The organism is Parvibaculum sp. MBR-TMA-1.3b-4.2, assembly GCF_053628815.1.
The window spans coordinates 2,733,944-2,747,500 of sequence record NZ_JBRJHC010000001.1 but is presented as its reverse complement, the minus strand read 5'-3'; the positions used below and the strand labels follow the sequence as shown (position 1 = coordinate 2,747,500).

9 protein-coding genes (1 of these 9 running past the window's edge) are annotated in these 13,557 nt (G+C 63.6%); 2 read left to right on the top strand and 7 right to left on the bottom strand.

All coding sequences use genetic code 11. From position 1 onward, the window contains the following. Positions 1-1,507: the 3' portion of a peptidoglycan DD-metalloendopeptidase family protein gene (locus ACSSVQ_RS13175; RefSeq protein ID WP_454183737.1), read on the top strand. Its footprint begins 245 nt before the window's first position; 1,507 of the gene's 1,752 nt are visible here — the last part of the coding sequence; the start codon falls outside the window, past its left edge; its stop codon occupies positions 1,505-1,507. A 107-nt stretch (positions 1,508-1,614) separates the two neighbouring features. On the opposite strand, the gene clpB is transcribed toward ACSSVQ_RS13175, so the two are convergent. Next, positions 1,615-4,218 (bottom strand): ATP-dependent chaperone ClpB, encoded by a 2,604-nt coding sequence (gene clpB, locus ACSSVQ_RS13170; RefSeq protein WP_454183736.1) that lies wholly within the window; start codon positions 4,216-4,218, stop codon positions 1,615-1,617. Positions 4,219-4,440: 222 nt separating this feature from the next. On the opposite strand from clpB, the gene ACSSVQ_RS13165 reads away from it, so the two are divergent. After that, positions 4,441-5,205 carry an MOSC domain-containing protein gene (locus ACSSVQ_RS13165; RefSeq protein WP_454183734.1) on the top strand — a complete coding sequence of 255 codons (765 nt, stop codon included), beginning with the start codon at positions 4,441-4,443 and terminating at the stop codon, positions 5,203-5,205. Positions 5,206-5,218: 13 nt separating this feature from the next. Here ACSSVQ_RS13165 and ACSSVQ_RS13160 read toward each other — a convergent pair whose 3' ends face one another. The 6 genes from ACSSVQ_RS13160 to ptsP all read right to left on the bottom strand — a co-directional run bounded on the left by ACSSVQ_RS13160 (position 5,219) and on the right by ptsP (position 13,505). Continuing rightward, a complete protein-coding gene (locus ACSSVQ_RS13160) occupies positions 5,219-5,908 on the bottom strand; it encodes a DUF4167 domain-containing protein (RefSeq protein WP_454183732.1) in 690 nt (229 codons plus the stop codon). A 613-nt stretch (positions 5,909-6,521) separates the two neighbouring features. After that, positions 6,522-7,373, bottom strand: a complete 852-nt coding sequence (gene prmC, locus ACSSVQ_RS13155; RefSeq protein ID WP_454183730.1) for a peptide chain release factor N(5)-glutamine methyltransferase — start codon at positions 7,371-7,373, stop codon at positions 6,522-6,524. After that, on the bottom strand, positions 7,370-8,437 hold the full coding sequence (gene prfA, locus ACSSVQ_RS13150; RefSeq protein WP_454183728.1) for a peptide chain release factor 1: 1,068 nt from the start codon (positions 8,435-8,437) through the stop codon (positions 7,370-7,372). Before prfA ends, prmC begins: the two co-directional genes overlap by 4 nt. A gap of 83 nt (positions 8,438-8,520) precedes the next feature. After that, positions 8,521-9,666: a flavodoxin-dependent (E)-4-hydroxy-3-methylbut-2-enyl-diphosphate synthase gene (ispG, locus tag ACSSVQ_RS13145; RefSeq protein WP_454183726.1), complete on the bottom strand. Its 1,146-nt coding sequence runs from the start codon at positions 9,664-9,666 to the stop codon at positions 8,521-8,523. A 166-nt stretch (positions 9,667-9,832) separates the two neighbouring features. After that, positions 9,833-10,957 (bottom strand): helix-turn-helix domain-containing protein, encoded by a 1,125-nt coding sequence (locus ACSSVQ_RS13140; protein ID WP_454183724.1) that lies wholly within the window; start codon positions 10,955-10,957, stop codon positions 9,833-9,835. Between the two features lie 283 nt (positions 10,958-11,240). Beyond that, positions 11,241-13,505, bottom strand: a complete 2,265-nt coding sequence (ptsP, locus tag ACSSVQ_RS13135) for a phosphoenolpyruvate--protein phosphotransferase (protein ID WP_454183722.1) — start codon at positions 13,503-13,505, stop codon at positions 11,241-11,243. Positions 13,506-13,557: the final 52 nt, after the last annotated feature.

Genomic DNA, 13,557 nt, shown 5'->3' with positions numbered 1-13,557 from the left:
GACCGGCTCATACACTGTCGAGACCGCATCGCTGACCGCGGAGAAGGCGCCGCAGGTTGTCGCCTCGGCCGGCAAGACAATCGTCAAGCCCGTCACCCGCATGGCCGGCACCGGCCCGTCTGACGCCGGCGAAACCGTCGCCGCAAAAGATACGACGGACACGGACGGCCGCCAGCAGACTGCCGCGCTGAACGACGACGCAGAAACGGCAAGCGCATCGCTCATGCCGGCAAAGAGTGTAGACGAGACAGGCACTCCTTCCGTTTCCGCCGGCAATGAAAAGACCATCGCGGACCTGCAGCCCGCCGCGCCCCAGAAGATCGAAACCACCGTCGCGCTGAAAAGCGGCGAGACGCTGATGGAACTTCTGATGAATGAAGGCGCGGGCCGCGTGGACGCCTATCACGCCATCGCCGCGCTTCGCGACTACTACAATCCGCGCAAGCTGCGCGCCGGCCAGGAAATCAAACTGGCCTTCCTCGACGGCACCGAAACCGGTGATGCGACGACGCAGAACGACGCATCGGACAATGCCTCGAGCCGCCTGCTCACCGCCATCTCCCTTGAGCCCGACATCGAGCGCACCGTCAAAGTGATGCGCGACGGCGACGGCAGTTATAGCGGCAACGAGATCAAGAAGACCTTCACCGAAAGCTATGTGCGCGCCAAGGGCACGATCAGCTCGAGCCTCTTCCTCGATGCGGACCGCGCGGGCGTACCGCCCCGGATCATCGTCGAGATGATCCGCATGTTCTCCTATTCGGTGGACTTCCAGCGCGAAATCCGCGCCGGCGACAAGTTCGACGTCTATTTCGACCGCAAGTTCGACGAGAACGGTGTGCCTGTCATGGAAGGCAATATCGCCTATGCCTCCCTGACCGTCGGCGGCAAGCAGCACCAGCTCTGGCGCTTCAAGACCAAGGAAGGCGTCTGGGACTATTTCGACGGCAAGGGCCGCAGCATGAAGAAGTTCCTGATGCGCACGCCGATCGACGGCGCCCGGATCAGCTCCGGCTTCGGCCTGCGCCGGCACCCGGTGCTCGGCTATTCGAAGATGCATAAGGGCACGGACTTCGCAGCCCCTCGCGGCACACCGATCTATGCCGCCGGCAACGGCGTCATCGAGATTGCAGGCTGGGTTCGCGGTTTCGGCAATTATATCCGCATCAAGCACGCCAATTCCTACGAGACCGCCTATGGCCATATGAACGGCTTCGCCAAGGGCATGAAGCGCGGCGTCCGAGTCCACCAAGGCCAGGTAATCGGCTATGTGGGCACGACGGGACGCTCCACCGGCCCGCATCTGCACTACGAAGTGCATATCCATGGCAAGGCCGTGAACCCGCTCGGCGTGAAGCTGCCGACGGGCACGCAGCTCGCCGGCGCCGAACTGAAGCGCTACCTGGCAAAGCGCAGCCGGGTCGAGACGCAGATGGCCGCCGCACCGGTGCTGACCACCGTCGCCCAGGCATCCTCCGCGACGGCTGACGACACCAAGGCGAACTGATCCGCCGACAAAAGACGCAAGAACAAAGGGCCGGTCACGAGTGACCGGCCCTTTCTTATTGTGGCGTCCTTATTGCGGCGTCCCAGGACGGCTTCAGACTACTCGCGTCAGGCCGCCTCGTCCGCGGAGGTGTCGTGACCGTTGATGATGATGCCGTCCACGCCGGCCGACACCTTCACCTCCTCGCCATCGCCGATCTTGCCCTCCAGCAGCAGTTCCGCCAGCGGGTCCTGCACATTGCGCTGAATGACGCGCTTCAGCGGGCGGGCGCCATAGACCGGATCATAGCCCGCATCGGCAAGCCAGCTCCGCGCCGCCTCGTCCAGATGGATCGCGATCTGGCGGTCCTTGAGCAGCGCCTGCAGCCGCTCGATCTGGATATCGACGATACCGTCCATCTGCTCGCGGGTGAGCCTGTGGAAGAGCAGGATCTCGTCCAGCCGGTTCAGGAATTCCGGACGGAAGCGCGAGCGCACCACATCCATCACCTGATCGCGCACCGCCTCGACCTCTTCGCCTTCCTTCTGCTCGGCGAGGAACTCGGCACCGAGGTTGGAAGTCATGACGATGAGTACATTGCGGAAATCCACCGTGCGGCCCTGACCGTCCGTCAGGCGGCCATCGTCCAGCACCTGCAGGAGCACGTTGAAGACATCCGGATGCGCCTTCTCGATCTCGTCGAAGAGCACGACCTGATAGGGCCTGCGGCGAACCGATTCGGTCAGCGCGCCACCCTCTTCATATCCGACATAGCCGGGCGGAGCGCCGATCAGGCGCGCCACGGAGTGCTTCTCCATATATTCCGACATATCGAGACGGCAGATCGCCTGGTCGTCGTCGAACAGGAAGTCGGCCAACGACTTGGTCAGCTCCGTCTTGCCGACGCCCGTCGGACCGAGGAAGAGGAACGACCCGATCGGACGGTTGGGGTCCTGAAGCCCCGTCCGCGCGCGGCGCACCGCCCGCGACACGGCAGACACCGCCTCGCCCTGCCCGATCACCCGGGCGCCCAGTTCCTTTTCCATGCCGAGCAGCTTTTCGCGCTCGCCTTCCAGCATCTTGTCGACCGGAATGCCGGTCCAGCGCGAGACGACCTGCGCCACATGCGCCTCCGTCACCGCCTCTTCCAGCATGGCGTCCTTGCCTTCCGCGGCTTCGGTGTCGGCCAGACGCTTTTCCAGATCCGGAATGATGCCATAGGCAAGTTCCGACGCCTTTTCCAGCTCGCCCGCGCGCTGCGCCTGCACGAGCTCGTTGCGCTTGGCGTCGAGCTCTTCCTTCAGTTTCTGCGCGCTTTTCAGCTTGCTCTTCTCCGCCTGCCAGGAGGAAGAAAGATCGGCCGACTTCTTTTCAAGCTCGGCAAGCTCCTCTTCCGTCCGTGCCAGACGCTCCTGCGAGGCCGAATCGGTTTCCTTCTTCAGCGCCTCGCGCTCGATCTTGAGCTGAATGACGCGCCGGTCGATCTCGTCGAGCTCTTCCGGCTTGGAATCGACCTGCATACGCAGACGGCTCGCCGCCTCGTCCACAAGGTCGATCGCCTTGTCCGGCAGGAAACGGTCGGAAATATAGCGGTCCGACAGCGTGGCCGCCGCGACAAGCGACGAATCGGAAATACGCACACCGTGATGGAGTTCGTATTTCTCCTTCAGGCCGCGCAGAATCGAAATCGAATCCTCCACCGTCGGCTCATTGACGAAGATCGGCTGGAACCGCCGCGCCAGCGCGGCATCCTTTTCGACATGCTTTCGATATTCGTTCAGCGTCGTCGCGCCCACGCAATGCAGATCGCCACGCGCCAGCGCCGGCTTCAGCAGGTTGGAGGCGTCCATCGCGCCATCCGTCTTGCCCGCGCCGACAAGCTGATGCATCTCGTCGATGAAGAGAATGATCTGCCCTTCCGCCGCGTCGATTTCCTGCAGGATCGCCTTCAGCCGTTCCTCGAACTCGCCGCGATATTTCGCACCGGCGATGAGCGCGCCGAGATCGAGCGCCATCAGCTTCTTGTTCTTGAGGCTTTCGGGCACATCGCCATTGACGATTCGCAAGGCCAGGCCTTCCGCGATGGCCGTCTTGCCGACGCCCGGCTCGCCGATCAGCACCGGATTGTTCTTGGTCCGCCGCGACAGCACCTGAATGGTGCGGCGGATTTCCTCGTCGCGCCCGATCACGGGATCGAGCTTGCCCTCACGCGCGTCCTCGGTGAGGTCGCGGGCATATTTTTTCAGCGCGTCATAGCCTTCCTCGGCGGACGCGGTATCCGCCGTCCGGCCCTTGCGCACATTGTTGATCGCTTCGTTGAGGGATTGCGCGGTGACGCCGGCCGTTTTCAGGATCTTTTCCGAATCCGTGTTCGGCTGCATCAACAGCGCCAGCAAAAGCCGCTCGGCGGTCACATAGCTGTCGCCCGCCTTCTTGGCGAGCGTCTCGGCCTGTTCGAAGACGCGGGCCGTCTCGGGCGCGAGATAAATCTGCCCCGCGCCGGAGCCCTCCACCTTGGGCATTTTGTCGAGAACGGTTTCGACGCCGGTCAGCGCCTGATCGGGCCTGCCGCCCGCCGCGCGGATAAGACCGGCTGCCAGTCCTTCCTCATCGTCCAGAAGCACCTTCAACAGATGTTCCGGCGTAAATCTTTGATGGCCGGAGCGCACGGCAAGCCCCTGCGCCGACTGAATGAAGCCCCGGCTCCTGTCGGTATATTTCTCTAGATCCATCTTTTCCTCTCAAGCACGCTGTCCGACAGCCCGATTTGGCGTCCAAACGCCCGGCACCGTCATTGCGCCTTCGCAAATCCTGCGATTCTGTGCATCTCGCACAAACCCGCCGCCGGCCCGAATGGCACCGGCTTTTTATTCATATTGGCGTTGCACCCCTGCCACACAAGGGGCAATCTGCCGCAGAAAGCTGGGCTTTTTCGGCGATAGAGGAGAGAGTGCATGAGCGGCAAGGGCAGTATTTCAGCGATCTATCGCTATCCGGTAAAGGGGCTCTCCCCCGAAAGGCTGGAAAAGGCCGAACTCGAGCCCGGCGGCACCATGCCCTGGGACCGGGCCTTTGCGATCGAGAACGGCACCGCCGATTTCGACCCGGCCAATCCGCGGCATTTCCCCAAGATCAAATTCCTGATGCTGATGCGGGACGAGCGTATGGCCACGCTCCGGAGCCGTTTCGAGGACGAAGGCGCGGTACTGCATATCGAGCAAGACGGCCGGGAAGTCCTGCGCGCGCCGCTTCTCACTGCGGAAGGCCGCGCCGAGGCCGAACGCTTCTTCGCCGACTATATGAAAGAGGACCTGCGCGGCGCGCCCCGTATCGTCCATGCGCCGGGATTCACGCACTCCGACGCGCCCGCCCCGCTCATTTCCATCATCAATCTCGCCAGCGTGCGCGCGCTGGAAAAAGAAATCGGCCGTCCGGTCGATCCCTTGCGCTTTCGCGGCAATGTCTATGTGGAGGGGCTCGAGCCCTGGGAAGACCATGACTGGGTGGAACGCGACATCACGCTGGGCGGCGTCGGGCTCAATGTCGTGGCGCGGACCGTGCGCTGCGCGGCCACCAATGTCGATCCGCAGACCGCCGAGCGGGACATGCAGATCCCGGCAACGCTGCTACGCCATTTCGGCCATAGCGATCTGGGCATCTATGCCCATGTGAAAACGCCCGGCGCGTTGGCACCGGGCGATTCCGTCATTCTGAATTAGGCCTCGATCCGGCTCACGCGGCGGCGCCGTCGGCATCCACGCTCTTATCGGATCCGGCATCTGCCTTTTTCGCGTCGGCCTTTTTCGCGTCGGCCTTCTTTGCTTCGGCCTTGCCTTCGGCTTTGCCCGAGGCGCCATCCGAGCCGCTTTCGCCGCCGGACTTGTCCGCCCCGTCGCCTGCTCCGTCCCGCGCTTCGGTGCGCGGGCGGCGGCGGCGGTTCTGGCGGCGGCGCGGCTGGGCCTCTTCCTCGCCATTGGACGCGGTGGATTTCTTGTCCCGCCCGGCATCCTCGTCCTGATTGTCGGCTTTGTTGTCGGACTTGTTGTCGGCCCTATTGTCAGGCTTGTTGTCGGACCCGCCGTTCGTCTCCGAGCCGTCATTCGAGGAATCGTACTCTTCCTCTTCCTCGTCATTCGGACGATAGCCGAGACTGGCCGTCGTCTGACGGTTGCTGTCCTGACCTGTCTGGGCGGCCATCAGCAGCCTGTAATAATGCTCGGCATGCTGAAAATAGTTTTCGGCGGTCACCCGGTCCCCGGCTGAAATTGCATCGCGGGCAAGCTGCTGATATTTCTCGCAGACATGCGCGGCGGTACCGCGAATCTTCACATCCGGCCCGTTGCTCTCGTAAGACCGGTTGGCCGAGTTTTGGGGTTTGCGTCCGCGACCGCGGGAACGCTTCGAATTCTGACCCTGCCTCATATGACTTGATTTCTCACTTTATTCGACACCGGAGAGTTTGTGTGGCCGCCCGGTTCCCGGGTCGGTCGGCGGGGCGGACATGCCGCAACCGCATTGTTTTCAAAGTTAGGTCCGCCTGCCTGTTCCTTTTGCGAAGACGGATAATTCTCGTCCGAGCAAACGGACGTTTCAGCGGTTCCCGGCTGTCGCAGACGGCTAAGCCTGCGCATATGACCGAAACCGGAAAATTTGGCTGCCTGCCTAGCCGAAGATCGTTATCGCTCTGCCTGCGCCGCGGCGCGTTCGTCACGCGCTATCCTGCGGCACGGCATCACCCGCTCAACGTCATTCGGCGGTTAGCGCCCCTAAAGCCCACATCCCAAGCCGGTAAAACCCGTTGCCATACCGGCCCGCTACTCCACTCCTGCGCAAATCCGGATCATGGACCGGCTTGCGCCAAGGCGCTTCAAGAGCGCGTCCACCGACAATTCTGTCTTCGCTAGCCGTTGACGATACGTTGCCGGGAGAGGAGGCGGCGAAAGACCAATCGGTCTTTCAAGCTCTGTTTCCTGACTACAAACTAGCCTCTATAGCCGCAGATTCCAAACGATTTTTATGTGTCGGTTCTGAGCCCTCAGCGGGCCAGCAGCCGGGCGACAAGGGCCCTCTCCACACCGGCAAGATCCTTTTTACGCGCCATGCCGGTGAAACCGGCAGCCTCGAAAAGCGCCGCCACCGGCCCGGCCTGCCCCGCGCCCAGTTCGAGCACGGCCACGCCGCCCGGCACCAGCACATGCGGCGCTTCATCGGCCAGCGCCCGGTAGGCATCCAGCCCGTCCGGGCCGCCATCGAGCGCCATTGCCGGATCGTGCAGCTTCACCTCCGGGTCGAGCGTTTCGATAACGTCACGCTCTATATAGGGCGGGTTCGAGATCACGAGATCGAACCGCTCCTGCAAGCCAGCGCTCCATGCGCCCTCGACAAAGCGCGCCCGCGAGGCAACGCCTAGCCGCGCCGCATTGCGCCCGGCCACTTTCAGCGCATCCGCCGACAGATCGACGCCCACGCCTTGCGCATCCGCGCGCTCATGCAGGAGCGCGATGAGCAGACATCCCGTGCCCGTCCCGATGTCGAGAATGCGCGGCGCCTCGACACCGCGCAGAAGATCGAGCGCCGCCTCGATCAGCGTTTCGCTGTCGGGCCTCGGGTCGAGCGTCGCCGACGTCACCTCGAATTCGAGGCCCCAGAATTCGCGCCGCCCCAGAATGCGCGACACCGGCTCATGCGCCAGCCGCCGCGCTTCATACTCGCCGAGCAGGTTTTCTTCTTCCGGCGTCAGCATGACGCCGGGCTCTCGGATCATTTCTATGTCGCTGGCGTTACATGCCGCCTGCACCAATATGCGCGCATCGAGCGACGCGCCCCCGAACCCGGCTTCCTTCAGCCGCCAGGCAAGCATGCGATAGGCATGATCGCGATTGATCACACATCTTCTCCCAGCGAGGCCAGCCGCTCCGCCTGGTCTTCGGCCAGAAGCGCGGAAATGACTTCATCCAGCGCATCGCCCGCGATGATCTGATCGAGCTTGTGCAGGGTGAGATTGATGCGGTGGTCCGTCACGCGGCCTTGCGGGAAATTATAGGTGCGGATCCGTTCCGAGCGGTCGCCCGATCCCACTTGCAGCTTGCGCGCACTCGCCCGCTCGCTGTCGGCCCTGTCGCGTTCCGCTTCGAAGAGCCTCGCCCGCAGGATCTGCATGGCGCGCGCCTTGTTCTTGTGCTGCGATTTTTCGTCCTGCTGCGCGACGACGATCCCGGTCGGCAGATGCGTGATGCGCACCGCGCTTTCCGTCTTGTTCACATGCTGTCCGCCCGCACCGCTCGCCCGGTAGGTGTCGATGCGAAGATCGCTTTCATTGATATCGACATCCACCTCTTCCGCCTCGGGCAAGACCGCGACGGTCGCCGCCGAGGTGTGGATACGCCCGCCGCCTTCCGTTGCCGGCACGCGCTGCACGCGATGCACGCCGGACTCGAATTTGAGCCGCGCGAACACGCCCTTACCGGAAATCTGCGCGATGATTTCCTTATACCCGCCCACTTCGCCCTCGGAAGCGGAAATGATCTCGACCTTCCAGCCCTGCAACGAGGCATAACGTTCATACATGCGGAAAAGGTCGCCCGCGAAAAGCGCCGCCTCGTCGCCGCCCGTGCCTGCGCGCACTTCCAGAATGGCATTGCGCTCGTCGGCCGCATCCCTGGGCAGCAGCAAAAGCTGCAATTCATGCTCGAGTTCGGGGATTTCCTCGTCGAGACGGTCGACCTCTTCGCGCGCCATCTCCGCCATCTCCTTGTCGGAGAGCATCGCGTCCGCCTCGTCGCGCGCCTCGCGCGCGGCTTTGAGCCGGTTCACCGTGTCGACGACGGGGGTCAGTTCCGCCAGTTCCTTCGACAGGGCGACGAAACGGTCGGTGGCAAGGTCTGAGCCGAGTTCGGATTGCACGGCCTCGAAACGGTCGAGCACCTTGCGCAGTTTTTCTTCTGGGATCATCGCAGTCTTCTTGGCCAGTCGCGGCCGCTCATTCGTCAGGAAAACCGGGCATACCCGGCACGGAGCCTTTTCGAATGAGGTCGCTAATCGCCGGCAAGCGCGCGGGGCGTGGCGTCGGCATTGTCCGCCGCCCGCGCGTCCTCGATCTCACGCGCCTTCTGCTCCACCAGCTCGACCAGATGGTCGACCATCTCGTCATTGCCGATCTTGTGGTCGGTGAGGCCCGCGATATAGACCATGCCCGCCCCGGCCCCGCCGCCGGTAAAGCCGATATCGGTCTGCATCGCCTCGCCCGGTCCGTTGACCACGCAGCCGATGATGGAAAGCGACATGGGCGTGGAGATATGCGCGAGGCGCTCTTCGAGGATTTGCACCGTGCCGATGACATCGAAACCCTGCCGCGCACAGGACGGGCAGGAGATGATGTTGACGCCGCGATGGCGAAGCCCGAGCGACTTCAGAATATCGAACCCGACCTTGATCTCCTCCACCGGATCGGCGGAAAGCGACACGCGGATCGTGTCGCCGATCCCCGCCCAGAGGAGCGACCCGAGGCCGATGGAGGATTTGATCGTGCCCGAGCGAAGTCCGCCCGCCTCGGTAATCCCCAGATGCAGCGGACAATCGATTGCGTCGGCAAGCTGCTGATAGGCCACCACCGACAGAAACACGTCGGAGGCCTTCACGCTGATCTTGAACTCGTGGAAATCGTGATCCTGCAGGATACGCGCATGGTCGAGCGCGCTTTCCACCATCGCCTCCGGGCAGGGCTCGCCGTATTTTTCGAGAAGATCCTTCTCCAGCGATCCCGCATTGACGCCGATGCGGATGGCGCAGCCATGATCCTTGGCCGCCTGAATGACATCCTTCACCCGCGCTTCGGACCCGATATTGCCGGGATTGATGCGCAGGCAGGCCGCGCCCGCCTCCGCCGCCTCGATGGCGCGCTTGTGATGGAAATGAATGTCGGCCACCACCGGCACGCTCGCCGCGCGCACGATTTCCTTCAGCGCGGCGGTCGAGGCCTCATCCGGGCAGGATACGCGGACGAGATCGGCGCCCGCCTCTTCGATCCGCCGGATCTGGTCGATCGTCGCAGCCGCGTCGGCGGTCGGCGTATTCGTCATGGATTGCACGGAAATCGGCGCATCCCCGCCAATGGCGACATTCCCGACATGAATCTTGCGGCTCGGCCTGCGGATGATGTCGCGCCAGGGTCGAATGCTCATAGCGGTTCCAAACTCTCGCTATCAAGGGGCCGGGGCCGTGTGAGGCAGCCTGCTGCCGCCGTATCCACGACCCGTTCGGTCCACATATAATGTGTTGATCGCCGCCGCGCCATCCGGGGCATGATCCCGGGCCGCCAAGGCGCCACTCACCGCCCTATTGGCCGCCCTATTGAACGGGCGCGGCCTCTTCGTCGGCCGCCGCGGCCTCGATCTCGGTTTTGGGCGCCGCGGCCAGAAGCGTATCGGCAACGAGCGGCTTGCCCGTCAGCACCAGCGTGGGCGGGCCGGCAAGACCCAGCGAATGGCCATCCACCACGATTTCGATGGCGCTGGCATCGCGCGCGACCAGCACGGCCCCGCGGTCGGCGGGTACGCGATAGAGATCGCCACGCTTGAAGGTCTGTTCGATCAGCACCCGGCCATCGGCATCTTCCACCCGGACCCAGGTGTCGTCCTTGCGGGCCCTGAGCGAGACACGGCTGCCGGCATTCTCCACACCATAGACGGTGCCCTGAGGAATGGCGGGAAGCGGTTCGACGGCGGGACGGGCCGCAAGCGGCTGGTCGACGGTTTCCGAGGCATCCATCATGGCCGCCTCGCTGCCCGGCGCCAGCTTCGCCCCGGGCACACCCACGCCAAGCCGCATGGAGGAAATAGCGCCTTCGCGCGGCGTCGCCGCGGAGGCGGTATCGCCGCGCGGCATGCTCTCCAGCGGATGATGCGCAGCGGCGGAATTATTGGCTTCGGCAGCCTGGATCGACGGATCGGTCTCTTCGGCAGGGATCGCCCCCTGACGCTGGGCCACCATCTGATCGGCGGAATTGCTCATCAGCCACACGCCGTAAAGCCCGGCTGCGACGATGAGCACCACGACGAGCCCCATACCGCGCGGCATACGCCGCTCGCCGGCGGCTTTCGGGACGAACCTGGAAGCCGGCTCCGTCGCCTCCTCCATCGCGTCTCCATCGAGTTCGCTCTTGTAGCGCTCGACCACATGCTGGCTGTCGAGGCCCAGATATTCGGCATAGGAGCGAACGAAACCCAGCGCATAGGCGCGACCGGGCAACCCCTCATAGCGGCTTTCTTCCAGCGCTTCGAGATAGTCCCGGCGAATATGAAGGATATGGGCGATGCTGCGGATCTCTTCGCTGCGGCGAAGGCGCACGGCCCGGAGCTCTGCCCCGACGGAATGCGCCTCGAGCGGCTCTTCATGCGTGATGTCACGCAAATGCAGCCTGCGGCGTCCCCCCTCGGAGCGTCCCTCGGCTGGAAGCATCGTTACTTTGGTCATACGTCTCGGCTCTTCATCGAAATGAGCCATCCAAAATGCTCGACTTTGGTCAACCAAGCCTGCTTTGCGCGGCCGTCATTCAGGATGTCATGCATGCGTCCGAACGGCTGCCCCTGCCGCCCGATACAACTTGCCCCCAACTGCATCTGAGTATTGAGAATAAACCAAAACTATTGATATTTCGCAACAGTCGAAACGAAAAATCAGGCCCAAGATGGGTAATTTGAGCGATAAAAAACTACGTTTTCTTAACAAAAAGCAGGCTGCGGCAAAAACTCCGCACTCAGACGGATATTCCCTCTGCCTCGGCATAGGCCTTAAGCTGCGGCCGGACCGATCCGTCGGGCAAATTCATAAGCCCTTCCATGAACGTCTCCAGCTTGCCCACATCGAGTGAGCGCACCATCAGCTTGACCGGGCCGATGGCGGCGGGGGACATGGAAATACGCCTGAAACCCAGCCCGACCAGCGCCATCGCCTCCAGCGGCCGGCCCGACATCTCGCCGCAAAGCGTAACGGGCGTTTCATATTCGGCGCATTTGTCGACGACATGCCTGAAAAAGCTCAGCACCGCCGGGCTCAGCAGGTCGTAGCGGGTCGCCACGCGCGGATTGCCCCGGTCGCTGGCAAACAGGAACTGCAACAGATCGTTGGAGCCGATGGAGACGAAATCAACCAGCGGCAGCAGCGCGTCGAGCTGCCAGATCAGCGCCGGGACTTCCAGCATGGTGCCGACCTCGACCTTCGACGGCCGCTCCTTGCCGAACTTGTCGAGGCGGGCGAGTTCCTTGTCCACGAGCGCGCGCGCGCGCTGATATTCGGCAACCTCCGCCACCATGGGGAACATGAGCCTCAGCTCGCGCCCCGCCGCCGCCGTCAGCAGCGCGCGAAGCTGATGGCGCAGCAGCGCCGGACGGTCGAGGCTGATCCGGATCGCCCGCCAGCCCAGCGCGGGGTTTTCTTCCTTGAGCTGAGCGAGATCCATATAGGGCAGCATCTTGTCGCCGCCGATATCGAGCGTGCGGAACACCACCGGCATGTCGCCCACATGGTCCAGCACCGCGCTGTAGAGCTCCACCTGATCGCCGAGACTGGGCAGGGCCGCCGCGATCATGAACTGCAACTCGGTCCGGAAGAGGCCGATCCCCTCGGCACCCGACTCCGCCACATGCGGCAAATCCACCTGCAACCCGGCATTCACGAACAATGAGATGCGCTGCTGGTCCTGCGAAATGGCCGGCTCGTGCCGGATCGCCTGATACTGCTCCTGCCGCTTGGCACGGAAGCGCGCCTTCTCGGAGTAGGAGGAAATGACTTCCTGGGTCGGCCGGATATAGATCTCGCCGGTATCGCCGTCGACGATGATGGCCTCGCCGGATTCCACATGATCCAGCGCCTCGTCGGCCCGGCCCACCGTGGGAATGCCCAGCGCGCGCGCCACGATGGAGACATGCGCATTGGGTGCACCCTCCTCGAGCACCAGGCCGCGCAGCCGGTCCTTGTCGTAATCGAGAAGCTCGGCCGGGCCCATATTGCGCGCGATCACGATGGCGTCGACCGGCAGATCCTCCGACACCGAGGAAAGCGTGACGCCGGTCAGCTGACGTAGCAGCCGGTTCGCCAGATCGTCGAAATCATGCAACCGGTCGCGCAGATAGGGGTCGGCGGCCCGCTGGAGCCGGGCGCGCGTGTCGTTCTGCACGCGCTCCACCGCGGCTTCCGCGGTCAGGCCGGTATTCACCGCCTCCGACATCCGCTGCAGCCAACCGCGATCATTGGCGAACATGCGATAGGTTTGCAGCACCTCGCGGTGCTCGCCCGCATGGCTGAGATCTTCGGTCTGCAGCATGTCGTCGATGGAGCCGCGCAGCGCATAGACGGCCCGCTCCAGCCGCTCGCGCTCCGCATCCGTATCCTCGGCGATGAGCTTCGTCACATGGACGCGCGGCTCATGCAGTACCGCATGACCGAGCGCGATGCCTTCGGCAAAGGACGACCCCTGAAGGTAAAAGGGCTTGGCCTCTTCTTCTTCCAGCTCGCTCGGCGCATCCAGAAGCCCCGCCGCGGCCACGACCTCGGCCAGCACCATGGCGACCGTCTGCAGCGCTTCGACTTCTTCTTCGGTGTAATGGCGCTTGGTCCGGTTCTGCACCACCAGAACGCCCATCACGCGGCCCGAGCGCAGGATCGGCACGCCCATCAGCGACTTGTAGATTTCTTCGCCCGTTTCCGGTCGGTAGGCAAAGGCCGGGTGCGATTGAGCGTCGGCCAGATTGAGCGGTCGCGCATGCGCGGCGATATCGCCCACCAGACCTTCGCCCACGCGCAGCCTGGTATGGTGCACGGCGGTCGGCTTCAGACCTTCGGTGGCAAAAAGTTCCAGATCGGTCGCACTGCGCTTGAGGTAGACCGAACACACCTCCGCCACCATGTTGGAGGCGATCAGCACCACGATCTCGTCCAGGCGTTTCTGGGCGGTCTCGGGCTTTGCCATAACCTCGCGCAGACGGCGCAAGAGCACGCGCGGCCCGCCCACCGAGGCCGGCATCAGCTCAGGCCTCCCGGCCGGCTGGGGCTCCTGCTATTGCGAGACATGGTCA